Origin of the sequence: Sphaerotilus sp., from assembly GCF_034519685.1 — a bacterium.
Classification (GTDB): domain Bacteria; phylum Pseudomonadota; class Gammaproteobacteria; order Burkholderiales; family Burkholderiaceae_C; genus Sphaerotilus.
On sequence record NZ_JAXHOF010000006.1, the window covers coordinates 2,354,182 to 2,379,085 of the forward strand.

The 24,904-nt window shown below is 70.3% G+C and carries 21 protein-coding genes; 14 read left to right on the plus strand and 7 right to left on the minus strand.

Annotated elements, in window-relative coordinates:
* Window positions 1-589: 589 nt before the first annotated feature.
* Window positions 590-1,615 (minus strand): galactose-1-epimerase, encoded by a 1,026-nt coding sequence (locus U5O44_RS21580; RefSeq protein WP_322590428.1) that lies wholly within the window; start codon window positions 1,613-1,615, stop codon window positions 590-592.
* A gap of 24 nt (window positions 1,616-1,639) precedes the next feature.
* Window positions 1,640-3,187 carry a glycerol-3-phosphate dehydrogenase gene (glpD, locus tag U5O44_RS21585; protein WP_322590429.1) on the minus strand — a complete coding sequence of 516 codons (1,548 nt, stop codon included), beginning with the start codon at window positions 3,185-3,187 and terminating at the stop codon, window positions 1,640-1,642.
* A 150-nt stretch (window positions 3,188-3,337) separates the two neighbouring features.
* Between glpD and U5O44_RS21590 the strand changes: the two genes are divergently transcribed.
* Both U5O44_RS21590 and glpK read left to right on the plus strand, forming a co-directional pair.
* Window positions 3,338-4,099, plus strand: coding sequence for a DeoR/GlpR family DNA-binding transcription regulator (locus tag U5O44_RS21590; protein ID WP_322590430.1), 762 nt, complete (start codon window positions 3,338-3,340; stop codon window positions 4,097-4,099).
* Between the two features lie 33 nt (window positions 4,100-4,132).
* On the plus strand, window positions 4,133-5,626 hold the full coding sequence (glpK, locus tag U5O44_RS21595; protein WP_322590431.1) for a glycerol kinase GlpK: 1,494 nt from the start codon (window positions 4,133-4,135) through the stop codon (window positions 5,624-5,626).
* 148 nt (window positions 5,627-5,774) lie between these two features.
* Here the strand turns inward: glpK and nadC are convergent, their stop codons facing one another.
* From nadC to U5O44_RS21610, 3 genes are all read right to left on the minus strand, one after another.
* On the minus strand, window positions 5,775-6,647 hold the full coding sequence (nadC, locus tag U5O44_RS21600) for a carboxylating nicotinate-nucleotide diphosphorylase (RefSeq protein WP_322590432.1): 873 nt from the start codon (window positions 6,645-6,647) through the stop codon (window positions 5,775-5,777).
* Between the two features lie 74 nt (window positions 6,648-6,721).
* Window positions 6,722-7,609 (minus strand): universal stress protein, encoded by an 888-nt coding sequence (locus tag U5O44_RS21605; protein WP_322590433.1) that lies wholly within the window; start codon window positions 7,607-7,609, stop codon window positions 6,722-6,724.
* On the minus strand, window positions 7,606-9,111 hold the full coding sequence (locus tag U5O44_RS21610; RefSeq protein WP_322590434.1) for a SulP family inorganic anion transporter: 1,506 nt from the start codon (window positions 9,109-9,111) through the stop codon (window positions 7,606-7,608). The genes U5O44_RS21605 and U5O44_RS21610 overlap by 4 nt, the downstream gene beginning before the upstream one ends.
* A gap of 246 nt (window positions 9,112-9,357) precedes the next feature.
* Here U5O44_RS21610 and U5O44_RS21615 point away from each other — a divergent pair, with 246 nt between their 5' ends.
* Window positions 9,358-10,284, plus strand: a complete 927-nt coding sequence (locus U5O44_RS21615; protein ID WP_322590435.1) for a LysR family transcriptional regulator — start codon at window positions 9,358-9,360, stop codon at window positions 10,282-10,284.
* Between the two features lie 25 nt (window positions 10,285-10,309).
* Here U5O44_RS21615 and U5O44_RS21620 read toward each other — a convergent pair whose 3' ends face one another.
* A complete protein-coding gene (locus U5O44_RS21620; protein WP_322590436.1) occupies window positions 10,310-11,842 on the minus strand; it encodes a GDYXXLXY domain-containing protein in 1,533 nt (510 codons plus the stop codon).
* Window positions 11,839-12,732 carry a DUF2157 domain-containing protein gene (locus tag U5O44_RS21625; protein WP_322590437.1) on the minus strand — a complete coding sequence of 298 codons (894 nt, stop codon included), beginning with the start codon at window positions 12,730-12,732 and terminating at the stop codon, window positions 11,839-11,841. Before U5O44_RS21625 ends, U5O44_RS21620 begins: the two co-directional genes overlap by 4 nt.
* Before the next feature lie 170 nt (window positions 12,733-12,902).
* On the opposite strand from U5O44_RS21625, the gene U5O44_RS21630 reads away from it, so the two are divergent.
* The 11 genes from U5O44_RS21630 (at window position 12,903) to U5O44_RS21680 (ending at window position 24,904) form a co-directional block, all read left to right on the plus strand.
* Window positions 12,903-13,568, plus strand: a complete 666-nt coding sequence (locus U5O44_RS21630; protein WP_322590438.1) for a substrate-binding domain-containing protein — start codon at window positions 12,903-12,905, stop codon at window positions 13,566-13,568.
* Between the two features lie 42 nt (window positions 13,569-13,610).
* Window positions 13,611-14,639, plus strand: a complete 1,029-nt coding sequence (locus U5O44_RS21635; RefSeq protein ID WP_322590439.1) for an amidohydrolase family protein — start codon at window positions 13,611-13,613, stop codon at window positions 14,637-14,639.
* A 167-nt stretch (window positions 14,640-14,806) separates the two neighbouring features.
* A complete protein-coding gene (locus U5O44_RS21640) occupies window positions 14,807-16,534 on the plus strand; it encodes a FecR domain-containing protein (RefSeq protein WP_322590440.1) in 1,728 nt (575 codons plus the stop codon).
* Window positions 16,531-18,867: a CHASE2 domain-containing protein gene (locus U5O44_RS21645; RefSeq protein WP_322590441.1), complete on the plus strand. Its 2,337-nt coding sequence runs from the start codon at window positions 16,531-16,533 to the stop codon at window positions 18,865-18,867. The genes U5O44_RS21640 and U5O44_RS21645 overlap by 4 nt, the downstream gene beginning before the upstream one ends.
* A gap of 105 nt (window positions 18,868-18,972) precedes the next feature.
* Complete coding sequence (gene ligK, locus U5O44_RS21650) at window positions 18,973-19,656, plus strand: 4-carboxy-4-hydroxy-2-oxoadipate aldolase/oxaloacetate decarboxylase (RefSeq protein WP_322590442.1); 684 nt, start codon at window positions 18,973-18,975, stop codon at window positions 19,654-19,656.
* Window positions 19,657-19,702: 46 nt separating this feature from the next.
* Window positions 19,703-20,635, plus strand: coding sequence for an NAD(P)-dependent oxidoreductase (locus U5O44_RS21655; protein ID WP_322590443.1), 933 nt, complete (start codon window positions 19,703-19,705; stop codon window positions 20,633-20,635).
* 5 nt (window positions 20,636-20,640) lie between these two features.
* A complete protein-coding gene (locus U5O44_RS21660) occupies window positions 20,641-21,609 on the plus strand; it encodes an amidohydrolase family protein (protein ID WP_322590444.1) in 969 nt (322 codons plus the stop codon).
* Window positions 21,610-21,611: 2 nt separating this feature from the next.
* Entirely contained in the window at window positions 21,612-22,025 is a 414-nt protein-coding gene (gene ligA / locus U5O44_RS21665; RefSeq protein WP_322590445.1) for a protocatechuate 4,5-dioxygenase subunit alpha, read from the plus strand.
* 1 nt (window position 22,026) lies between these two features.
* Window positions 22,027-22,884, plus strand: a complete 858-nt coding sequence (locus U5O44_RS21670; RefSeq protein ID WP_322590446.1) for a class III extradiol dioxygenase subunit beta — start codon at window positions 22,027-22,029, stop codon at window positions 22,882-22,884.
* A 15-nt stretch (window positions 22,885-22,899) separates the two neighbouring features.
* Entirely contained in the window at window positions 22,900-23,871 is a 972-nt protein-coding gene (locus U5O44_RS21675) for a Gfo/Idh/MocA family oxidoreductase (protein WP_322590447.1), read from the plus strand.
* Window positions 23,872-23,899: 28 nt separating this feature from the next.
* Window positions 23,900-24,904: an aldo/keto reductase gene (locus U5O44_RS21680; protein WP_322590448.1), complete on the plus strand. Its 1,005-nt coding sequence runs from the start codon at window positions 23,900-23,902 to the stop codon at window positions 24,902-24,904.

Sequence of the window (24,904 nt, forward strand, 5' to 3'; positions counted from 1 at the left end):
ACAACTGAAATATGTACAGCAGAGTACATATTTCAATTTTTGCACCTTCGGGGGGTGATGAGTGGCTTTGTTTTATCCCTTGTTCAGGGGGGGCGCTGTCTGTCCTGACGCCTTGCTCGCTGCTACCCGCTGATCCCTTGCGCGCGCCAAGTGCAGACACATCCTGTGCGGGGATGCTGGCGAATTCTCTGGCTATTTGCCATCCACAACGGGATGCGGGGTGTGTCGTCAGTGCGACCGGGTCGACAGGGGCCGTTCGATGTTTGCCGTGGTCCGGTACAGGACCACCACCAAGTGTTGGAGGCGGTTCATCCGCAACTGGTGCTGGTGCGTCAACGGACGTGCATGTACAACGCCCCAGTGGAGCATCGAGCGCACGGGGCGTCGAACTGAGGGTCAGCCAGAGCCGCTTCGTGTCCGCCAAGCACTTCACCAGCCAGGTGTCATGGCATGCCTCCATGCATCTCCTTGCGTAGACATTTCTGGATTTCTGTGGCGTCGATTGGGATACTGGAATTAGCTGGAACTGGCTGGAACTGGCTGCCAGAGATGCTGATGTTTCACGTATTGATGCGCAGCAGAGAAATCTTCAAATGAGCGGCCCTGCGGGAGCGATCGGCGGATGCCGGGAAACCGTTGTCCACCGCCAGACCACTGTTTCGGTCAGCGGCCGGTCTGGTCCTGCCCAGCACGTTCTCTGCTGCCACGCCATCCGGTTCGGACTGTCCGCCAGCCACCCCGACTCCATCGCCACGCCTGCATTGCGCACCATCGGTGCACCATCGCGTCCCGGTTCGCCGCCGAGGTGTCCGCCGGCATAGATCTGCAGCGCAGGCATCGTGGTGCTGAGCGCCATCGCGAGTCGCCCATCCGACGAGGTCAGTACCGCGGCGGGGGCGTCGCTGCGGCCGTCTCCAGCATTGAGCAGCCAGCCATGGTCGCAGTCGCTGCCGATCGGACGAGGCGCCCGGAAATCGAACGCCGTGCCGGCGACCGGCTGCGGCCCGTCCACTGGCAGCAGTTCGGCATCGACGGGCAGGTACTGCGCCGCGGCGATCTGCAGCGTGTGGCCCAGCACGCTGCCGGGCTGCGCGTCCAGGTTGAAGTAGGCGTGCTGCGTGGGCGCGACCGGGCAGGGGGCGTCCACGGTCGCACGGAGTTCCATCGACATCGCCATGGCGTCGATCAGCGTGTAAGTGACATCCAGGTGCAGCGCGCCTGGGAAGCCCTGGTCGCCGGCCGGACTGTCGAGCGAGAAGGTGACCGCGGTGTCGCTGTGCTGCGTGACCTGCCAGCGGCGGTGGCTGAAGCCGTCGGGGCCGCCGTGGAGCTGGTGGCGCGAGCCGGCCGGGTGTGGCTGGAGCGCGTGGGTGTGGCCGTCGCGCTGCAGCTGTGCGTTGGCGATGCGGTTGGCATAGCGGCCCACGGTGGCCCCGAGGTAGCCGCCGCGGGTGGCATGGTCCGCTGGCGTCGGGTGGGCGAGCAGCACCTCGCGCGGCGCTTCCCCCGGCACCGGCACGCGGCACGACAGCCAGGTGGCGCCCCAGTCCATGAAGGTGACTTCGAGGCCGCCGGGGCGGGCGAGACGGATGCGCTGGGGGTGGTCGAATGGCATGCGCCGCAGTCTAGCCGGCCGGCTTCAGCCGCCCATCCAGTCACGCACCCGTGCCCGCTGCGCCTCGTTGTAATGCAGCCCCAGCTTGCTGCGCCGCCAGAGCACGTCGTCGGCGCAGGTGGCCCACTCGGTCGTTTGCAGGAAACGCAGCTCGGCTTCGTGCAGCCCCGGTGCGACCTCCGCGCCCAGCCCGCCCCGGTCGTGGAGGCCGGCGAGCAGCTCGCCGATCCGGCTGCCGTAGGCGCGCGCCAGTCGCTGCGCGAGCGCGGCGGGCAGCCACGGATGGCGCCGCTGGACCTCGGCGAGCAGCCGCGCGAAATCGGTGTCCGGCCGCTGCGCCGGGCCGATCCAGGCCGAGAAGTCGCCGCCGGGCAGCGTGCGGCCCGCAGTCCACGCCGGGCGGTGTTCGCCGAGCAGGCGGCCGATGTCGTCGGCAGCGTCCTCGGCCAGCTTGCGGAACGTGGTGATCTTGCCGCCCCAGACACTCAGCAGCGGCGCGGCGTCGGTGTTCGGCTCCAGCAGGTAGTCGCGTGTCACGGCGGACGTATCGCCCGACGCATCGTCCAGCAGCGGCCGCACGCCCGAGTAGCTCCACACCACGTCGACCGGCGTGACCGGGCGGGTGAAGTAGCGGCTGGCTTGCGCGCAGAGGTAGTCGACTTCGCCGGCGTCGATGCGGGCGCCGCGCGGGTCGCCGTGCAGCTCCTGGTCGGTGGTGCCGATCAGCGTGAACTCGCGTTCGTAGGGGATGGCGAAGATGATGCGCTTGTCCGGGTTCTGGAAGATGTAGGCGTGGTCGTGGTCGAAGCAGCGCGGCACGATGATGTGGCTGCCCTTGACCAGGCGCAGGCTGCGCGTGGCCAGCGCCTCGCCGCGGGCGGGCTGCGCCTGCTGGCGCAGGAAGGTTTCTGCCCACGGCCCAGCCGCGTTGACCAGCGCGCGGGCGCGCACTGTCTGCGGCGCGCCGCCGGCCGCCGGCTGCAGGGTCGCCGTCCAGCCCTGGGCGTCGCGCACGGCGGCGGTGCAGCGGGTGCGGGTGAGGATCCGGGCGCCGTGGTCGCGGGCGTCGATCGCGTTGAGCACGACCAGCCGCGCGTCGTCCACCCAGCCGTCCGAGTAGACGAAGCCGCGCGTGTAGCCGGCCTTCAGCGGCGCGCCGGCCGGGTGGCGGCGCAGGTCGATGCCGTGCGATCCGGGCAGCACCTCGCGCCGCGCCAGGTGGTCATAGAGGAACAGCCCGAGCCGGATCAGCCACGCTGGCCGCATCGACGGGTCGTGCGGCATGACGAAGCGCAGCGGCCACATGATGTGTGGCGCGCTCTTCAGCAGCACCTCGCGCTCCTGCAAGGCTTTGCGCACCAGCGAATACTCGTGGTACTCCAGATAGCGCAGCCCACCGTGGATCAGCTTGGTGGACGACGACGAGGTGTGCGAGGCCAGGTCGTCCTGCTCGGCCAGCACCACGCGCCAGCCGCGCCCGGCCAGGTCGCGGGCGATGCCGGCGCCGTTGATGCCGCCGCCGACGATGAGCACATCGCAGTCGTGCGGAGCGGTCGGATCGTGTGAGGTCATGGCGGGTCGAATGTTCGGATGATCGTCGAGGGAGGCGCTATTATGATCGTTTGTATTCGTTTGTGCGTTATATGATCGGCATTGTGTTCGTTTTGGCTGCGTGTTTTCCCTGTTTGTGTTCGCTTGTGTGTTCGTTAGGCTTCGTTTCCCATGACCTTGCATCCCCGCCAGTCCGCGCTGCTCGATGACCTGCGCTCCCGTGGTTCGGCCACCGTCGAGGCGCTGGCCGAACGCTTCGGCGTGACGCTGCAGACGGTGCGCCGCGACGTGAAGCTGCTGGCCGAGGCGGGGCTGGTGGCGCGTTTCCACGGCGGTGTGCGCCTGCCCGGCTCGACCACCGAGAACCTCGCCCACCGCCAGCGCGAAGCCCTCAACGCCGAAGGCAAGCAGCGCATCGCCCGCGCCATCGCGCGCGCCGTGCCCGAGGGCTGCTCGCTGCTGCTCAACATCGGCACGACCACCGAGGCGGTGGCGCGCGAGCTGCTGCACCACCGGGGGCTGCGTGTCATCACCAACAACCTGAACGTGGCCGGCATCCTCTGCGACAACCCGGACTGCGAGGTCATCGTGGCCGGCGGCGTGGTGCGCGCGCGGGACCACGGCGTGATCGGCGAGGCGGCGGTCGATTTCATCCGCCAGTTCAAGGTGGACATCGGCCTGATCGGCATCTCCGGCATCGAGGCCGATGGCACGCTGCGCGACTTCGACTACCGCGAGGTCACGGTAGCGCGGGCCATCATCGCCCAGTCGCGCGAGGTCTGGCTCGCCGCCGACCACGTCAAGTTCAACCGCCCGGCGATGGTCGAGGTGGCCCGCTTCGCTGACCTCGACCGGCTCTACACCGACGCCGCGCCCCCCGAGCCGTTTCCCGCGCTGCTGGCCGAGGCCGGCGTGCAGTGCGAGATCGCCTGAGCCGCGGTCCGATCGCCCAAGGAGTTTTCCCCCATGCCCTACCTCCTCGCCCTCGACCAGGGCACCTCCAGCTCCCGCAGCATCGTCTTCGACGAGACCGGCCAGGTCGTCGCGCAGGCGCAGCGCGAGTTCCGCCAGCACTTCCCGCAGCCCGGCTGGGTGGAGCACGACCCGGACGAAATCTGGTCATCGCAGCTCGCCACCGCGCACGAGGCGCTGGCCAAGGCCGGCCTGAAGGCCGCCGACATCGCCGCCATCGGCATCACCAACCAGCGTGAAACCACCTTGCTGTGGAACCGCCGCACCGGTCGGCCGCTGCACCACGCCATCGTCTGGCAGGACCGGCGCACCGAGCCGCTGTGCGCCGAGCTGCGCGCGCAGGGGCTGGCGGGGGCGATCGGCGCGACGACCGGGCTGGTGATCGACCCGTATTTTTCGGGGACCAAGCTGCGCTGGCTGCTCGACCAGGTGCCAGGCGCGCGTGCGGCGGCGGACCGGGGCGAGCTGGCGTTCGGGACGGTGGATGCGTGGCTGCTGTGGCAGTTGACGGGCGGGCGGGTCCACGCGACCGATGTGAGCAACGCATCGCGCACGATGCTGTTCGACATCGGCGCCAACCGCTGGGATGAGGCGATGCTGGCGCGGCTGGACATCCCGGCGTCGGTGCTGCCCGAGGTGCATCCGTCCAGCCACCGCTTCGGCGAGACGGACGCGGCGCTGTTCGGTGCGCCGATCCCGGTGGCGGGCATCGCGGGCGACCAGCAGAGCGCGCTGTTCGGACAGGCGTGTTTCACGGCCGGGCTGGCCAAGAACACCTACGGCACCGGCTGCTTCCTGTTGATGCACACCGGCGCACAGCGCCCGACCTCGCACAACGGCCTGCTGACGACGAGTGCTGCGCAGACCGGCCCAGCGCCGGAGTTCGCGCTGGAAGGCAGCGTGTTCATCGGCGGCGCGGTGGTGCAGTGGCTGCGCGACGGGCTGAACGCCATCCGCAGCAGCGCCGAGGTGCAGGGGCTGGCCGAGAGCGTGCCGGACGCGGGCGGCGTGGTGTTCGTGCCGGCCTTCACCGGGCTGGGCGCGCCGTACTGGCAGCCGGACGCCCGGGGCGCCATCGTGGGTCTCTCGCGCGGCACGACGGTCGCGCACATCGCCCGCGCCGCGCTGGAGAGCATCGCCTTCCAGAGCACCGCGCTGCTGCAGGCGATGAGCCGCGACGCGGTGGCCAACGGCGGCGCGGCGGTGACCGAGCTGCGCGTGGACGGCGGGGCGTGTGTCAACGACCTGCTGATGCAGTTCCAGGCCGATCTGCTCGGCATCCCGGTCGTGCGTCCGCAGGTGACGGAGACGACGGCGCTGGGCGCAGCCTACCTCGCCGGGCTGGCCACGGGGGTGTGGCACAGCCGGGAGGAGCTGTCAGCGCAGTGGCGGGTGGAGCGGCGCTTCGAGCCGACGATGGCGCGGGAGCGGGCGGATGAGCTGATGGGGCAGTGGGACCGGGCGGTCCGGCAGACGCTGGCGGGGTAGGTCAGCGCAGTTCCCGGCCCCCACCCCAACCCTCCCCCGCTGGGGGAGGGAGCCAGAGCCAGACAGCTGACGGTCGAGCGACTCTGCGCGAACTCCTCCCCCCAGCGGGGGGAGGTCGGGAGGGGGGCTTCGCCGTCAGCGGACGTGATCAACCCAGCACGCGCATCGACAGGTCGATCGCGTGAATTTCCTTGGTCAGCCGCCCGATCGAGATGCGGTCCACGCCGGTGGCGGCGATCTCGCGGATCGTGGTCATGTCCACGCCGCCGGAAACTTCGAGCAGCGCCCGGCCGGCGTTGAGCGCCACGGCCGCGCGCATGTCGTCGAAGCTGAAGTCGTCGATCAGCACGCTGGTGGCGCCGCCGGCCAGCGCCTCTTCCAGCTCGGCGAGGTTCTCCACCTCGATCTGCACCGTCACGCCCGACTGCAGCGCCTCGGCCGCCCGCAGCGCGGCGGTGATGCTGCCGGCGGCGGCGATGTGGTTTTCCTTGATGAGGATGCCGTGCCAGAGCGCCAGCCGCTGGTTGGCCCCGCCGCCGATGCGCACCGCGTACTTCTGCGCCTGGCGCAGCCCGGGCAGCGTCTTGCGCGTGTCGAGCACCAGACAGCCGCGCGGGTTCGGCGACAGCCCGGCGATGGCGTCCACATAGCTGCGCGTCACGGTGGCCACGCCCGAGAGCATCTGCAGGAAGTTCAGCGACGAACGCTCGGCGCTGAGCAGGGCGCGGCTGTCGCCCGTCATGCGGCAGACCTCGGTGCCGACCTCGAACACGTCGCCTTCGGCGAGCGTCCACTCGACGCGGGTGTCGGGGCTGCAGGCGGTCATGCAGGCCTCGAACCAGTCCCGGCCGCACAGCACGCCGCGCTCCTTGGCCACCACGCGGGCCCGCACCGTGCGGCCGGCGGGCACCAGCATCGCCGTCCAGTCGCAGCGGCCGATGTCTTCATACAGCGCGTCGCGCACATTGCGGGCGCGGGCGGCTTCGAGGGTTTCGTTGTCGTCGAAGGTGAGGGTGGACATGGTGAGGTCGCCGGTCAAGGCGGGCAGCAGAGGGGAAAGGTCGCCGAGCGTAGCAGGCTGCCCTGTCGCGCTGCTCAACGCAGGATGAGCAGCGGGCACGGACTGGCGCGCAGCAGCGCCGTGGTCGTGCTGCCGACGATCCATTCGCGGATGCGGGTGTGACCGTAGGCGCCGATGACCAGCAGCGAGGTGCCGTTGGCCTTCAGGTGGGCGGGCAGTTGCTGCTCGGGTTCCCCTTCGAGCAGGGTGGTGGTCACCAGGAAGCCGGCTGCCTCCAGGTGTTGCCGTGCCTGGGCGAGGGTCTGGTGATGGCTGGCGGTGTCGCGCCCTGCCATCACCAGCTCGGCGGGCAGTCCTGTCAGCAGAGGGCTTTGTGCCACGCGCTCCATTGCCCGCTGTGCGGTGGGGCTGCCGTCGTAGGCGATGGCAAAGCGCGTCGGCGCTGCAAACGACCCTGTGCTGACCAGCACGGGCCGCTGCACCGCGCGGATCAGACGTTCGAGGTGGTGATCCAGGTGCCGCCGCACCGGATGCTGGTCGCGGTGGTGCTGTCCCAGCACGAACAGGCGCGTGTCGTGCTCTCCTTCCAGGGCCGCGTCCACCAGTTCGCCGTGTCGCAGGCGGGTGCTGCAGTGCGACAGGCCGGCCGTCAGCGCATGCACATGCGCCTGCCCGGCCGCCAGCAGATGCCGCCCGGCCTCCTGCGCCAGCCGGCCACGGGCTTCATCCAGTTCGGCGAGTTGCAGCAGCAGGGTTTCCTGTGCGCCCAGCCCGAGGGCGCCGGTGTAGTCGGCACCCGCCCGGTCGGCTGGCCGCTCCAGCACATGCAGCAGCTCCAGCGGGGCGTCCAGCCGCCCGGCCGCCCAGGCCGCCCAGTCGATCACCGAAGCGGTTTCGGGATGCCTGTCGAGGCAGGCGCAGACCTTGTGCGTGTGTGTGGCCTTGGCCTTGGTGTTGTTCACAGCTTGTGCCCTTCCATGTGCATCAGGTGCTCCAGGGCACCGGGTTTGTGGTAGCTCCCGAAACGATCCACCAGCGTGGTGCTGGCCTCGTCCATGCCGATGACCTCGACCTGCGTGCCTTCGCGCCGGAATTTCATCACCACCCGGTCCAGGGCATTGATCGCGGTGATGTCCCAGAAGTGCCCGCGGCTGACGTCGATGACCACCTGGGGGATCACTTCCCTGAAGTCGAACGAGGCAATGAAGCGGTCAGCGGAGGCGAAGAACACCTGCCCGACGACTTCGTAGTGCCGTGTCTGACCTTCTTCGACCAAGCCGACCAGGCGGCTGCTGACCCGCATCACCTGTCCGACCTTGTGGGCAAAGAACACCCCCGACAGCAGCACCCCGACGAACACGCCTTTGGCCAGGTCGTGGCTGAGGACCGTCACCACCACGGTTGCCAGCATCACGATGGATGAGCTGGGCGGATGCTCGCGCAGATTGCGGATCGACTCCCAGCTGAAGGTGCCGATGCTGACCATGATCATCACGGCGACCAGGGCGGCCATCGGGATCTTCTCGACCCACGGCCCCAGGAACACCACCAGAATCAGCAGGAACAGCCCGGCCACGAAGGTGGACAGCCGGCCCCGGCCGCCAGACTTCACGTTGATGACCGACTGGCCGATCATCGCGCAGCCCGCCATGCCGCCGAGCAGGCCGGTGGCGATGTTGGCGGCGCCCTGGCCCATGCATTCGCGGTTCTTGTCGCTGTCGGTGTCGGTCAGTTCGTCCACGATGGCGGCCGTCATCATCGACTCCAGCAACCCCACCACCGTCAGCGTGAGCGAGTACGGCAGCACCAGCCAGAGCGTGTCCAGCGTCAACGGCACATCCGGCAGCAGGAACACGGGCAGGCTATCGGGCAGCTCCCCCATGTCGCCGACCCGGCGCACGTCCAGGTCCAGTGCCATCGCCACCGCCGTGAGCACCACGATCGTGACGAGCGGCGAAGGGATGGCCTTGGTGAGGTAGGGGAAGCCGTAGATGATCGCCAGCCCAGCGGCCGTCATGGCGTAGACCGTCCAGGGCATGTTCGTCAGTTCAGGCAGTTGCGCCATGAAGATGAGGATGGCCAGCGCGTTGACGAAGCCGGTGACGACCGACCGCGACACGAAGCGCATCAGCGACCCCAGCTTCAGGGCACCTGCGATGATTTGCAGCACACCGGTCAGCAGCGTGGCGACCAGCAGGTACTGCAGGCCGTGTTCCTTGACAAGCGTCACCATGACCAGCGCCATGGCGCCCGTGGCGGCGGAAATCATGCCTGGACGCCCGCCGGCGATGGCGATGACCACGGAAATCGAGAACGAGGCGTACAGACCGACTTTCGGGTCCACGCCGGCGATGATGGAAAACGCGATGGCTTCAGGGATCAGGGCCAGTGCGACGACGAGACCGGCCAGCAGGTCGCCACGGACGTTGCCGAGCCAGTCCTGGCGAAAGGAAGTTGATTGCATGATGAAGGGAAACAGCCCGAACATTGCCGCAGGCGAACGGGCAGGAAAAAGGGAAGGCGGATGCAGCGCAACGGCGGGCCACAGAACGCTGTGGCGGCCGTGTTCAACCGGTCAGGGGGGCGTGACCGTGCAGAAATACCCACGCGGCAATCCGCATCCAGGGAAGCTGGCCGGACGGTCAGGGTGTGACAGTGTGGAAAACTGCATGCCTCATTGTACCGGCCCGGCTTCCCACCGCTCTCCGCCATGGACCTCAAGCAACTCGACACCTTCATCCACGTCGCCGAACTGAAGAGCTTCAGCAAGGCTGCCGTGGTGCTCGACATCGCGCAGTCCGCCCTGAGCCGGCAGGTGCGGGCGCTGGAGACCGAGCTGCGCGAGACGCTGCTGCTGCGCACCGGGCGCGGGGTGGAGCTGACCGAGGCGGGGCGGCGGCTGTTCGAGCACGGCGTGGCCATCCTGCAACTGGTCGGCCAGGCGCGGGCCGAGATGACGGCCAGCCGCGACGAGCCGGTCGGGCAGATCACGGTCGGGCTGCCGCCGACGATCGGCCGGCAGTTGACGCTGCCGCTGATCGATGGCTTCCGCCGGCGCATGCCACGGGCCAGGCTGGCGATCGTCGAGGGCCTGTCCACCCACATCGCCGAGTGGATCACCTCGGGCCGTGTGGACCTGGGGCTGCTCTACAACCCGGAGGCACAGCCGGGGCTGGAGATCGAGGCGGTGCTGGAGGAAATCCTCTGCCTGGTGCAGCCGGCCTCGGCGGCCGAGGCGGGATCGCGGGGGCCGCTGCCGCTGCGTGAGCTGGGGCAGTTCGCGCTGGTGCTGCCGGAGCGGGCGCATGTGATTCGGCGCCTGCTGGACACGCAGGCGATGCTGGCGGGGCTGCGGCTGGACATCGCCTGGGAGGTGTCGAGCGTGGCGTCCATCCTCGACCTGGTCTGCGCCGGCTATGGCCACGCGGTGCTCACGGCCAGCGCGGTGGCGGCGTCCGGGCGGGCGGATGCGCTGTCGGTGCGGCCGATCGTGGCGCCGAGCCTGCCGAGCGTGCTGTGTCTGGCGGCGTCGTCGCGGCAGCGGGCCACGCCGCTGATGCGCCAGACCCGCAGCCTGCTGACCGATCTGGCGCGCAACCTGCCGCAGGCGGTGGCGGCGCAGTCGCTGCCGGGCTGACCCGCAGGGCTGCGTCGGCAGCCCTTCAGCGGATCGGTTTCAGGTGCTCGTCCGCCATGCCCACCAGCAGCGCCCGCCCGTCTGGCATCACCCGGAACTCGCCGTAGCGCGCCGCCTCCCAGCGCTGGCCATCACCTTCCTTGAAGAACCAGGCGTCGCTGACGAGCACCCAGCGGCCGTTCTTCGGGGTGAGCTGCACGCGCAGGGTGGTCGGGCCGACTGGGGTCGAGGCGTCGGCCGGGGTCTGCAGCCGGTCCAGCCGCGCCACGCCGCGGGCATCCACCTCGGCCACCGCCACCGGCCGCTCCAGCGTGTCGAGGCCGTCGAGCTGTGCGCGCAGGGTGTCACTCAGCCGGTAGTTCAAGGCCATGTAGTCGCCCTGCATCAACGAGCGCGGATCGACGGCTGCCAGCTCGACGTACACCGGCCGGCCGTGGGCGAGCAGGTCTTCCTTCTGCCCGATGGCGACGTTGACGACCGCCAGCACCGCCACGGCGCACAGCGCGATGCCCAGGCGGGCGCGACCGGGTGCCGCCGCGGCCACCGTCGCGGGCGCAGCAGACGCCCGGCGCCCGGCCCGATGGCCCCGCCACGCGAGCAGCCCGAGCACCGCGCCCGCCCCGACCAGCACCGACGCCTTGTCCGCCAGCGACCAGGCGAGCTGGTAATAGAAGGCGCCCAGGATCCACACCGCCGCCACGCCGGCCGCCGCTGCCAGCCGAGGCCGGCCCGTGGTGACACACAGCGCGGTGACCAGCCACACCGCGCCGAGCGCCGGCATGTACCACGCGAGCCCCAGTGCCACGGCGGCGGCTCCGGCACACCACGGCTGGCGCAGCGCCGGCAGGCGGTGCCAGAGGACCGCGCCGCTCGCCGCTGCCAGCATCACCGACAGCCCAGGCCAGACCGACCACCACCCGGTGCCGCCGCCGGAGACGTCGAGCACGGCGCCGGCCAGGAAGGTCATGCCCGAGCCGAATGCCAGCCCGGCCAGCGCCATGAGGATCCAGCCGCTGCTGATGGCTTCCAGCGGAGTGTCGGTGTTCCGCCGCCGCGTTCCCGCCAGCGCCGCCCACAGCACCACACACCCTTGCGCCGCCAGCCACACGCGCCAGTGCAGGAAGTGCGCCGTCTCGCTGCTGACCAGCACCAGCGCACAGGCACACGCGCCCAGCAGCGCCTGCAGCCAGGCGGTGCGCAGGCTCCACGCCATGCCCAGCGCCATGGCCGCCAGCGTCAGCGAGGCGCGGGGCGCCGGCAGGTCGCGGTACAGCCCGAACCCGAACGCGATCCCGCCCAGCAGCAGCATCGGGACCGCCACCTGCTCGACGAACAGGCCCATCCCCTCCGTCCGCAGCACCACGCCGGCCCCCGCCAGCAACAGCCCGCCCACCAGATACGGCCCGCCCCCGGACATCAGTATCTCGCCCAGCAGCAGCACGACCACCCCCGCCAGCGGCAGCACGGCCAGCCACGCGCCCAGCGCCGTCAACAGCACCACCGGCCACGGGCGCTCGGACGGGTTCGATGGGTTGGTCGTGTCCGTGTTCGTGTTCATGCCTGCCCCTCGGGCGATGTGGCGCGACGTGCCAGTTTCAGGATGACCGACACGCTGGCCGCCAACAACCCTGCTGCGCACAGCCCGATCAACAGCAGCCGCCCGATCGGCTCGCCTCTGCCGCCGGAATCGAAGATCAGCCGCGCCAGCCCCGCCACCAGCAGCGTGTCCAGTCCGAGCGCCACGGCGCTGAGCGCGAACACGTCGAACCACTTCGGCGGTGCCAGCAACCCTGCCGCTCCTGCCAGCACCAGCAGGCCAAGCGCGTAGTGCGGCAACACGGTGCTGTGGAACAGCCCGTCCAGCGCCGATGCGCTGACCATCACGACGGCCAGTGTCGCCCCCGTGCGCAAGGCCCAGACGCCGGTGCCGAGCCAGCGGCGCCCGGGTGGGCTGGACAGCGCACACACCGCCAGCGCCGCCGTCCAGCCGATCAGGTGGACGGACAGGTCAGTGGGGTTGACCTGCCAGCGGTGCCCCGTGTGCGCCTGCACCCACAGCGCGGTGCCCACCAGCGCCACCAGCGTCCACGGCGCCCACACCACGTCGCTGCGCACGCCGACCGCCAGTGGCACCCCGAGCGCTGCCCACAGCGCAAAGAGCTGCCACGCATCCGCGCCGGTCTGGTAGGTCTGCCCGAAAAACGCGAACAGCCCGCCGATGCCCAGCAAGGCGAGCAAGCCCGCCGCCGGCCGCGCCGCCCCTTCGCGCCAGGCCAGCGCACAGGCGGCCACCACCCCCGACTGCAGCAGCGCAAACTGCCCGACCCGCCCCAGCGTGTCCCAGTAGGCGGCAATCCAGAGGATCAGGCCGAAGCCGGCGAGGCCGGCGGCGGTGATGGTGAGCCCCTGCAGGGCGCGCCGCTCGATCGGCACGGGGGATGTGGGCACCACAGGAAGGTCAGGGGTGGATGTCATGCTGTTCCGGCATACCAGCTAGTGAGCCATTGCACTGGTCGGCATGGCGGTGAGTGCCCAGAATCCGGCCACCACAGCCCGTTCCGCCCAGACCCATGCCGATCCTGCCGCCTTCGCCTCCGACGATCAAGGGAATTTCCTCGATGGCCACCCGCCAGGTGCTGGCCGACCTGGTGGCCGCCTTCGCGCAGCGCACGGGCGCGACCGCGGCGATCGAGTCGGTCGGCGGTGTTGACGCGGCCAAGCGGGTGATGGCCGGCGAAGCCTTCGACGTGGTGATCCTCGCGTCCGATGCGATCGACAAGCTGCTGGCCGCCGGCCGCGTGGTCGCGGGCAGCAAGGTGGATCTGGTGCATTCGGGCGTGGCGGTGGCGGTGCGCGCCGGGGCGCTGCGGCCGGACATCGGCTCGGAAGCCGCCGTGCGCGAGGCCGTGCGCTCGGCGCGCAGCGTCAGCTACTCGACCGGGCCGAGCGGTGTCGCGCTGGCGAAGCTGTTCGAGCGCTGGGGCCTGGCCGATGCACTTCGGGACCGGCTCGTCACGCCGCCGCCCGGTGTGCCCGTCGGCTCGCTGGTGGCCCGCGGCGAGGTCGAACTCGGCTTCCAGCAGTACAGCGAACTCATCAACCTCGGCGGCATCGACGTGCTCGGCCCGCTGCCGCCCGAGATCCAGATCACCACCACTTTTTCCGCCGGTGTCTGCGCCACGGCGTCGCCCGAACAGGCGCAGGCCGTGCGCGAGATGCTCGCCTTCATGGCCTCGGCCGACGCCGACGACGCCAAGCGCCGCCAGGGCATGGACCCGGCCTGACCGAGCTGACTGAATCCAACCGTTCCACCAGGAGACCTTTCCATGATCATCGACGTCCACGGTCACTACACCACCGCCCCGGCCGCCCTCGGCGCCTGGCGCGACCTGCAGATCGCGGGTCTGAAGGATCCGAGCAAGGCCCCGAGTGCCGCCGACCTCAAGATCAGCGACGACGAGATCCGCGAGACCATCGAGACCAACCAGCTGAAGCTGATGCAGCAGCGCGGCTCGGACCTGACGATCTTCAGCCCGCGCGCCAGCTTCATGGCCCACCACATTGGCGACTTCCAGACGTCGAGCACCTGGGCAGCGATCTGCAACGAACTCTGCTTCCGCGTCAGCGAGCTGTTCCCGGACCACTTCATCCCGGCCGCGATGCTGCCGCAGTCGCCCGGCGTGGACCCGGCCACCTGCATCCCCGAGCTGGTCAAGTGCGTCGAGCAGTACGGCAACGTCGGCCTGAACCTGAACCCGGACCCGTCCGGCGGCCACTGGACCTCGCCGCCGCTGTCGGATCGCGCGTGGTACCCGGTCTACGAGAAGATGGTCGAGTACGACATCCCCGCGATGATCCACGTCTCGACGAGCTGCAACGCCTGCTTCCACACCACCGGCTCGCACTACCTGAACGCCGACACGACCGCGTTCATGCAGTGCCTCACCAGTGATCTGTTCAAGGACTTCCCGACGCTGAAATTCCTGATCCCGCACGGCGGCGGCGCGGTGCCCTACCACTGGGGCCGTTTCCGTGGTCTCGCACAGGAGCTGAAGAAACCGCTGCTGAGCGAGCACCTGCTGAACAACATCTACTTCGACACCTGTGTCTACCACCAGCCCGGCATCGACCTGCTGACCAAGGTGATCCCGGTGAAGAACATCCTGTTCGCTTCCGAGATGATCGGCGCCGTGCGCGGCATCGACCCCGAAACCGGCCACTACTACGACGACACCAAGCGCTATGTCGCCGCGACGGCCAACCTGACCGACGAAGAGCGCTACCAGGTCTACGAAGGCAACGCGCGCCGCGTGTTCACGCGCCTGGATGCGGCGCTGAAGGCCAAGGGGCTCTGATCGACGGCGGCCCGTCCGGGACGGGCGGGCAGGGTGGGGCAGGGCAAGCGACCTGCCGAGGATAAACTCAGGAAACCCCCGGTTCCGTGTTGGACAGGAACCGGCCGGTTGCTTCCGCGAGCCACTTCCTCGGGACATGCCCCAATGGCCGCCCAGCCCACGCCACCATGCCGCCTCTTTCCTGGTCTTTCTCCCCTGTTGCTCTGCGGCCTCCGATCTGGCGCCCCCGTGCCCGGGTGTTCGCGGCGGGGCTGCTGGCCTCGTCGGCCGGTGTCCATGCGGCGACGGCCGCACCAGCCTCGACCCCAGCCCCAGCGTCCGCCGCGATTGCCGAGGCCAGCTTTTCCTACACGGTCTCGGAGCGTGACACCCTGATCGCGCTCGGGCGGCGTTTCCTGGCCGATCCCCGGCAGTGGCCGCAGTTGCAGGCCCTCAACCGGGTCGCCAATCCCCGCCGCATCCCGGCCGGCACGGTGCTGCAGATTCCCTTGCGGCTGATGGTCACCGAGCCGGTGCCAGCGCGGGTGCTGGCGGCGTCGGGCGATGTGCGCGGCGCGGACGGACGGCCGGTCGTGGCCGGGCAGACGGTGGCGCAAGGCGCCGGCCTGCGCACCGGGGAGGGCCAGGCCACGCTGCAGCTCGTCGACGGCACCGTGCTCACGCTGCGGGCCGCCAGCGCCGTGCAGGTGGAGGCGTCCCGTCGCCTGCCGCGGATCGGCGGGGCAGTGTCGGGCGTGACGGTGCAGGACGGCCAGATCGAGGTCAAGGCGCAGAAAGTCCCCCGCGGCGGGCTGCCCGGTTTTCAGGTCAGCACGCCACAAGGGCTGCTGGGTGTGCGTGGCACCGAATTCCGCGTGGCCGTGGACCCCCAGGCCGAGGTGACCCGCAATGAGGTGCTCGAAGGCCAGGTGGCCACCGACGGCCGCCAGGGCCAGCCGGGCCAGCGGGTCAACGCGGGCTTTGGCGTCGTGGTGGACCGCACCGGGGCGGTGACGCCGCCGGTCCGGCTGCTGGCGGCGCCCGATGTGTCGGCGCTGCCCGCACTGCAGGAGCGCCCGCTGGTGCGCTTTGCGCTCGCGCCCCAGACGGGGGCCGTGGCCTACCGGGGCCAGGTGGCGGCGGATACCCGCTTCGAGCCGGTGCTGCAGGACGTGCGCACCACCGGCACCGAACTGCGTTTCGCGGGGCTGCCGGACGGTGACTATGTCCTGCGCGTGCGGGCGGAAGATGGCCAGGCCCTGCAGGGGCTGGACGCCCAGCACACCTTCACCCTGAAGGCGCGGCCCGAGCCGCCGCTGCCGACGAACCTGCCGCCGAAGGCGGTCCTGTCGGGGGCGCGGGTGGACTTCGCCTGGGCCACCGTCGAGGACGCCCGCAGCTACCGGCTGCAACTGGCCCGGACCGAAGACTTCCGCGAGCCCGTGCACGACCAGCGCGGGTTGGTGTCGCCGGCCCTGACGCTCGACGGGCTGGCGCCGGGGGTGTACCACTGGCGACTGGCCAGCGAGCGCAGCGCCACCGACCAGGGGCCGTTTGGCGCGGTGTACCGCCTGGAGCTGCGGGCGCTGCCCGCGCCCGTGCCGCCGCCCACGGTCGGAGAGGGCGGTGTTCGGCTGGCCTGGCAAGGCTTGCCGGGCCAGCGCTTTGACATCGAGTTCGCCCGCGACGCGAGCTTCGCGGCGCTGGCGCTGGCGCGCCAGACCGAGGCGCCGGTGCTGGAAGTGGCGATGCCGGACACGGGCCGCTACTACCTGCGTGTGCGGGCCCGTGACCCGGACGGGTTCGTCGGCCCCTACACCGCGCCGCAGCATTTCCACCTCCCCCACTGCCTGCGCGACGGACAGGGCCGCTGTGCCGCGAGCGGGGAGGGACCGTCGGTGCTGATCGAGCCATGACCCTGCGCGCCAGGCGCCTGCGCTGGCCGGGGGGCACCGCGGGGGTGGCCCTGCTGCTGGCGCTGCTGGCGTTTGCGCTGCCGCTGAGCGGCTGGACCTGGCGCGCCGACCGGCTGGTGTACGACATCGGCCTGTCCTTCTGGCGCCGCCCGGTGCCCGAGGGCCTCGTGGTCGTGGCGATCGACGACGCCAGCGTGGCCGCCATCGGGCGCTGGCCCTGGCCCCGCGCAGTCCACAGCACCCTGCTGGCGCGGCTGGCCGAGGCGCAGCCCCGGGCCATCGGCCTGGACGTGACCTTCAGCGAGCCCGATCCCGATCCGGCGCAGGATGCGCTGCTGGCGCGCCAGCTGGCCCTGGCCGCGCCGGTGGTGATGTCGGTGGACTGGGTGCTTGGCGGACCCGGCCAGCCGCCCCGGCTGCTGACGCCGGTCACGGGCCTGCCGCCCGGGGTGAGCGTGGGCACGGCCGAGGCGTCGGTCGATGCGGATGGCGTGATGCGCCACGCCTTCCTGAGCGCCGGCGCCGCGTCGTCGCCGGTGCCCCACATGGCGCTGGCCTTGCTGCGGGCGGGGGGCGAGGCCCCGGCGCCCGGCTTGCCGGTGGTGGACGAGGACGCCTCTGACGCGCTGGCCGCCGGGCCGTGGCAGCGCAGCGGTCGGTTCCTCGTGCGCTACGCCGGCCCGCCCGGGCAACTGGAGCGGGTGTCCTACGTCGATGTGCTGCGCGGCGCCGTGCCGCCGGAACGGCTGGCGGGCCGCTATGTGCTGGTGGGCATGACGGCCACCGGCCTGGGCGACACCGTGGCCACGCCGGTGAACCGCCAGCGCCACGCCATGCCGGGGGTCGAGGTGCTGGGCCACACGCTCCACACGCTGCGCAGCGGCGACACCGTGCGGCCGCTGTCGCCTCTGGCGAGCGCTGCGGGGTCGGCCTTGCTGGTGCTGGTGCTGATGACCGGCATCCAGCGGCTCGGGGCACGCTGGGCGCTGGTGCTGGCGCTGGGCGCCTTTCCGGTGGTGATCGGGTCCAGCCTGCTGGCGCTGGGTGGGGGGCTGTGGTGGAGCCCGGTGTCCTGGGTGCTGGCAGCGGCGCTGGCCTATCCGCTGTGGAGCTGGCGCCGGCTGGAGCAGGCGGTGGCGGCGCTGGAGGTCGAGATCGGCCGGCTGGTGCCCGAAGGTGGTGTGCAGCCCGGGGCGGCGGGCGTGACCGCGTCCCGGCGGTGCGATGTGCTGGCGTTGCGGCTGGACACGCTGCACAGCGCCACCGAGACCGTGCGCAGCGCGCGGCGTTTCCTCTCGGATGCGCTGGCCGGGCTGCCGACGGCGATGGCGGTCACCGACGAGCGGGGCCGCGTGCTGCTGGCCAACACGCTGGCGGCGCAGCTCTTCGAGCTGGAGCGGGCCGAGGACTTGGTGGGCATGGAGCTGCCTGGGCTGCTGGTGGAGTTCGTGCCGACGCAGGCCGTGGACCTGGAGGCGATGTTCCAGCCCGGCGCGCCGCCGCCGGTGGGCTGCACCGTGGAGGCGCGGGCCGAGCGCCTGGGAGATTTCCTGCTGCACTTCGCCCCGGTGGAGCTGCTGGAGCGGCAGCGCTGGGTGGTGACCTTCGCCGACGTGAGCGCCATCCGGCAGGCGCAGCGCCGACGTGATCGCGCGCTGGCCTTCGTCTCGCACGACCTGCGCTCGCCGGCCAACACCATCGTGCTGCTGACCGACTTGTACCAGCGCGGCCGCATGCCGATGCCGCTGGCGGACTTCCTCACCGAGATCCAGCGCCTGGGCGCCCGCACCCAGCAGCTCGCCGACGACTTCGTCCGGGTGGCGCAGGTGGAGTCGCGGCCGCTGCAGGTCGCGGCGGTGGCGGTCGAGGCGCTGCTGGACGATGTGACGGCGGATTTCCGTCCCCAGGCTGTCACCGCGGGCGTGACCTTGACCTGGGGCTACGCGCCGGGCGAGACCGCCTCGGCGCTGCCGCCCTGGTGGCCGATGGACCGGGTGCTGGTGCAGCGGGCGGTGGGCAACCTGGTCTCCAACGCCATCAAGCACAGCCCCTCCGGTGGGCGGGTCACCGTCTGGGTGGCGGTCGGACCCGCGGGGGAGTCTTTGTGCCTGACCGTGTGCGACCAGGGGCCGGGCCTGAGCGTGGAGCAGCGCCATCGCTTGAACCACGGCACCGACGGCCTGCCCGCGGGCGACCTCGGCGGTGTCGGGCTGGGGCTGCAGTTCGTGCAGCTCGTGGCACAGCGCCACCGGGGCCGGCTGCAGGCGCTGGCGGGCGACGATGACGCGGCCGGGCAGTTCGTGCTGACGCTGGGGCGCCTGCCGTCGTCTTGAGCGTTCATGCCGAAACGAGATAACTGCTAGTCCGGCACCCCACTGGTCGGCATGGCGGGCCGCGGCCAGAATCGGCGCCGTCGTCAGTCCAAAGGAACCTCCGCCATGTACGAACTCGGTGTCGTCTACCGCAACATCTCCCGTGCCAACCGCGAAGCCACCGATCGCCTGGCCGCCCTCGGCTCGGCGACGGTCCACGAGGCGATGGGCCGCGTCGGCCTGCTCAAGCCCTACATGCGCCCGATCCAGGTCGGCACGCAGGTCTCGGGCACGGCGGTCACCGTGCTGCTGCAGCCGGGCGACAACTGGATGATGCACGTCGCCGCCGAGCAGATCCAGCCGGGCGACATCGTCGTCGCGGCGGTCACCGCCGACTGCACCGACGGCTACTTCGGCGACCTGCTGGCCACCTCGTTCATGGCGCGCGGTGCGCGGGCGCTGGTGATCGATGCCGGCGTGCGCGACGTGAAGACGCTCAAGGAAATGGGTTTCCCCGTCTGGTCGAAGGCCATCAGCTCCAAGGGCACGATCAAGGCCACGCTCGGCTCGGTCAACATCCCCGTCGTCTGCGCCGGCATGTGGGTCACGCCGGGTGACGCGATCGTGGCGGACGACGACGGCGTGTGCTGCGTGCCGGCGGCGCGGGTGGTCGAGGTGGCCGATCTGGCCGCCAAGCGCGAGAGCTTCGAGGGCGAGAAGCGCGACAAGCTGGCCTCGGGGATCCTGGGGCTGGACATGTACAAGATGCGCGAGCCGCTGGCCAAGGCCGGACTGAAGTACATCGACTGACCCCGCGGATTGACTGACCACACTCCACACTCCGGAGCACACCGCCATGACCGATCCCACCCGCTGGCGCGTCGGCCTCGTCGGCTACGGCGAAGTCGGCCGCATCCTGGCCGAAGACCTGCGCGCGCAGGGCGTCGCGGTCAGCGCGTTTGACCTGAAGTTGAAGCTCGCCACGGACGCGGGCGCGGGCGCCGCACTGCGCGCGCACGCGGCGCGCCACGGCGTCGTTCTGGCGGCCGACCACGCGGCGCTCGCCGCCGAGGCCGACTTCATCGTCTCGGCGGTGACCGCCAGCCAGACGGTGGCGGTGGCCGAGGCCTGTGCGCCGGCGATCGGGCCGGGCGCGTTTTTCCTCGACTTCAACTCGGCCTCGCCGGGCGCCAAGCAGCGCGCGGCTGCGCTGATCGACGCGGCCGGCGGGCGCTACGTCGAAGGTGCGGTGATGACCAGCATCCCGCCGTACCGGATCAAGGTGCCGCTGCTGCTGGGCGGCGCATCGGCGGTGGCGCTGTCGCCGTTGATCAACGCGCTCGGCTTCGCCTCCCAGGTCGCCAGCGAGCGGCTCGGCGTGGCGTCGGCGATCAAGATGTGCCGCAGCGTGATGGTCAAGGGCCTCGAAGCCATGGTCATCGAGAGCTTCACGGCGGCGCGCCACTACGGCGTCGAGGACGCGGTCATCGCCAGCCTGCACGAGACCTTTCCCGGCATCGACTGGGAAAAGCAGGCCGCCTATTTCTTCCAGCGCGCCATTGAGCACGGCCGCCGCCGCAGCGAGGAAGTGCGTGAGGTTGCCGAGACAGTGCGCGACGCGGGCCTGACGCCGTGGTCTGCCAGCGGCACGGCCGAGCGGCAGGCCTGGGTCGCCGACCTGGGCGACACCGGCCTGTTCGGCCAACGCGGTACCCCTGAATTCGCCCGCAGCGCCGATTGGCGCACCGAGGCCGACCGGATCCTCGGTCACGTCAACCACAAGGATTGAGCGTCATGAGCAAACCCACCACAGGTGACTTCACCAAGACCGCGGGCTGGATGGACTGGTACACCGGTCCGAGCCAACCGACGTTCCGGCTGCCGGCCGGTGCCGTCGATGCGCACTGCCACGTCTTCGGCCCCGGCGCCGAGTTCCCCTACGCACCGGAGCGCAAGTACACGCCCTGCGACGCATCCAGGCACGCGCTGTACGCGCTGCGCGACCACCTCGGCTTCGCCCGCAACGTCGTCGTGCAGGCCACCTGCCACGGCGCCGACAACCGCGCCATGCTCGACGCCTGCGTGTCCTCGGGCGGCAAGGCGCGGGGCGTGGCCACCGTGCGGCGCAGCGTCACGGATGACGAACTGCAGGCGATGCACGCGGCCGGCGTGCGCGGCGTGCGCTTCAACTTCGTGAAAAGGCTGGTGGACTTCACGCCCAAGGACGAGCTGATGGAGATCGCCGGGCGCATCGCGAAGCTCGGCTGGCACGTCGTCATCTACTTCGAGGCGGTCGATCTGCCGGAACTCTGGGACTTCTTCACCGCGCTGCCGACGACCGTGGTGGTCGACCACATGGGCCGCCCGGACGTGTCCAAGCCGATCGACGGCCCGGAGTTCACGCTGTTCCTGGAATTCATGCGCCAGCACCCGAACGTCTGGAGCAAGGTGAGCTGCCCCGAGCGCCTGTCCGTCACCGGCCCGAAGGCGCTGGACGGCGAGCAGGCCGCGTACCGCGACGTCGTGCCGTTCGCCCGCCGCGTGGTCGAGGAGTTCCCGGACCGCGTGCTCTGGGGCACCGACTGGCCGCACCCGAACCTGAAGGACCACATGCCCGACGACGGCCTGCTGGTCGATTTCATCCCGCACATCGCGCCGACGGCCGAGCTGCAGCAGAAACTGCTGGTGGACAACCCGATGCGGCTGTACTGGCCCGAAGAAGCCGCAGCGGCTGCCGACGCCCACACCACGCAAGGAGCCTGACCATGGCCCTCGACAAACCCTACCTGGACGTGCCCGGCACGACCATCTTCGACGCCGAGCAGTCCCGCAAGGGCTACCACCTGAACCAGTTCTGCATGTCGCTGATGAAGGCCGCCAACCGCGAGCGCTTCAAGGCCGACGAGCGCGCCTACCTCGACGAGTGGCCGATGACCGAGGAGCAGAAGCAGGGCGTGCTGACCCGCGACCTGAACCGCTGCATCGCCGCGGGCGGCAACATCTACTTCCTCGCCAAGATCGGTGCCACCGACGGCAAGAGTTTCCAGTACATGGCCGCCAGCATGACCGGCATGACCCAGGAGCAGTACGCCGCGATGATGCTCGCCGGTGGCCGCTCCGCCGAGGGCAACCGCTACCTCGGCGAGTCCGGGGATGCACAACCGAAAGTGAGCCCCTGAGATGGCCAAGATCACCGCCAGCGTCTACACCTCGCACGTCCCGGCCATCGGCGCCGCGCTCGACCTCGGCAAGAGCGGCGAGCCGTACTGGCAGCCTGTCTTCCAAGGCTATGAGTACTCCAAGCAGTGGATGAAGGACAACCCGCCCGATGTCATCTTCCTCGTCTACAACGACCACGCCACCGCGTTCAGCCTGGAGCTGATCCCGACGTTCGCGATCGGCTGCGCGGCCGAGTTCACGCCGGCCGACGAAGGCTGGGGCCCGCGCCCGGTGCCCAAGGTCATCGGCCATCCGGAGCTGGCCGCGCACATCGCGCAGTCGGTGATCCAGGACGACTTCGACCTGACCATCGTCAACCGGATGGACGTGGACCACGGCCTGACCGTGCCGCTGTCGCTGATGTGCGGTCAGCCCGAGGCGTGGCCGTGCCCGGTGATCCCGTTCGCGGTGAACGTCGTGCAGTACCCGGTGCCCAGCGGCCGGCGCTGCTTCAACCTCGGCAAGGCGATCCGCAAGGCGGTGGAGAGCTTTGACCGCCCGCTGAATGTGCAGATCTGGGGCACTGGCGGCATGAGCCACCAGTTGCAGGGCGCCCGCGCCGGGCTGATCAACCGTGAGTGGGACAACGCCTGGCTCGACAAGCTGATCGCTGACCCGGAGGCCGCCGCCGCGACGCCGCACATCGACTACGTCCGCGAAGCGGGCTCGGAAGGCATCGAGCTGGTCATGTGGCTGATCGCGCGCGGCGCGATGGCCGACGTGAACGGCGGCCCGGCGCCGACCCTGAAGCACCGCTTCTACCATGTGCCCGCCTCGAACACGGCGGTGGGCCACGTCATCCTCGAGAACAACGTCTAAGCAAGGTCCATCGACATGAGCACCCCGCATCAAGGCCCCATCCGCGTCGCCCTGGCCGGCGCTGGCGCATTCGGCATCAAGCACCTCGACGGCATCAAGAACATCGACGGCGTCGAAGTCGTCTCGCTCATCAGCCGCGACCTGGAGAAGACCAGGGAAGTCGCCGCCCAGTACGGCATCGGGCACGTCACGACGGATCTGGCCGACGCGCTGGCGCTGCCCGAGGTCGACGCCGTCATCCTGTGCACGCCGACGCAGATGCACGCCGCGCAGACGCTGGCCTGCCTGAAGGCGGGCAAGCATGTGCAGGTGGAGATTCCGCTGTGCGACGTGCTGGTCGAGGGCGAGGAGGTCGTGCGCGTGGCCAAGGAGTCGGGGCTCGTGGCGATGTGTGGCCACACCCGGCGCTTCAACCCGAGCCACCAGTACGTCCACAACAAGATCACGGCCGGCGAGTTCAACATCCAGCAGATGGATGTGCAGACCTATTTCTTCCGCCGCAGCAACATGAATGCGCTTGGCCAGCCGCGCTCGTGGACCGACCACCTGCTGTGGCACCACGCGGCGCACACGGTGGACCTGTTCGCCTACCAGTGCGGCTCGCCGATCATGAAGGCCAACGCCCTCCAGGGCCCGATCCACCCGACGCTGGGCATCGCAATGGACATGAGCATCCAGCTCAGGGCCGCCAACGGCGCGATCTGCACGCTGAGCCTGTCCTTCAACAACAACGGCCCGCTCGGCACCTTCTTCCGCTACATCGGCGACTCGGCGACCTACATCGCCCGCTACGACGACCTGTTCAGCGGCAAGGAAGAGAAGATCGACGTATCGCAGGTGGCGGTGTCGATGAACGGCATCGAGCTGCAGGACCGCGAGTTCTTCGCCGCGATCCGCGAAGGGCGGCAGCCGAATGCCAGCGTGGAGGGCGTGCTGGCCTGCTACCAGGTGCTGCATGCGCTGGAGCAGCAGCTCGACGCGGGCTGATCCGCATCCCGACAGCCAGGAGCCGCGCATGTCGCCCACCCGTTCCCTTGGACCTTTTCAGGTCAGCCCGATCGGCCTGGGCTGCATGAACCTCAGCCACGCCTACGGCGTGCCGCCGTCGCCCGAAGACGCCGCGGGCCTGCTGCTGCGGGCGCTCGACCTGGGTGTCACGCATTTCGACACCGCCGCGCTCTACGGCTTCGGCGCCAACGAGGAGCTGGTCGGCCGCGTGCTGGCGCCGCACCGTCATCGCTTCACGCTCGCCAGCAAGTGCGGCATGGCCGGCGTGTCCCAGCCGGACGGCAGCAAGGTGCGGGTCATCGACGGCCGGCCGAAGACGCTCAAGGCCACCTGCGAGGCGGCGCTCAAGCGGCTGCGCACGGACGTGATCGACCTGTACTACCTGCACCGTTGGGACAAGTCGGTGCCGATCGAGGATTCGGTCGGTGCGCTGGGCCAGTTGGTGGAGGAGGGAAAGATCCGCGCCGTCGGTTTGTCCGAGGTGTCGGCGGCGACGCTGCGGCGCGCGCACGCGGTGTTCCCGATCAGCGCGCTGCAGACCGAGTATTCGCTGTGGACGCGCAACCCTGAGATTGCCGTGCTCGACGCCTGCCGTGAGCTGGGCGTCGCGTTCGTGGCGTTCAGTCCGGTGGCGCGCGGTTTCCTGCCCGGCTCGCTGCGCGACGTGTCCGGCTTCGACGCCAAGGACATCCGCCGCGCGATGCCGCGGTTCGCGCCGGCGAACTACGCCGAGAACCTGCGCCTGCTGGACGGCGTGGCCGAGGTCGCGCGCGAGGCCGGCTGCACGCTGGCGCAGCTCGCGCTCGCCTGGCTGCTGCACCGGGGCGAGCACATCCTGCCGATTCCCGGCACGACCCGCGTGGCGCACCTGGAAGAGAACCTCGGCGCCACCAAGGTCGCGCTGACGCCGGCCCAGATGCAGCGCCTGGACACGCTGATCCACCACGACGCCGTGCGCGGCGCCCGCTACAACGCGGCCACGCAGACCGAAGTCGATACCGAGGAGTTCTGA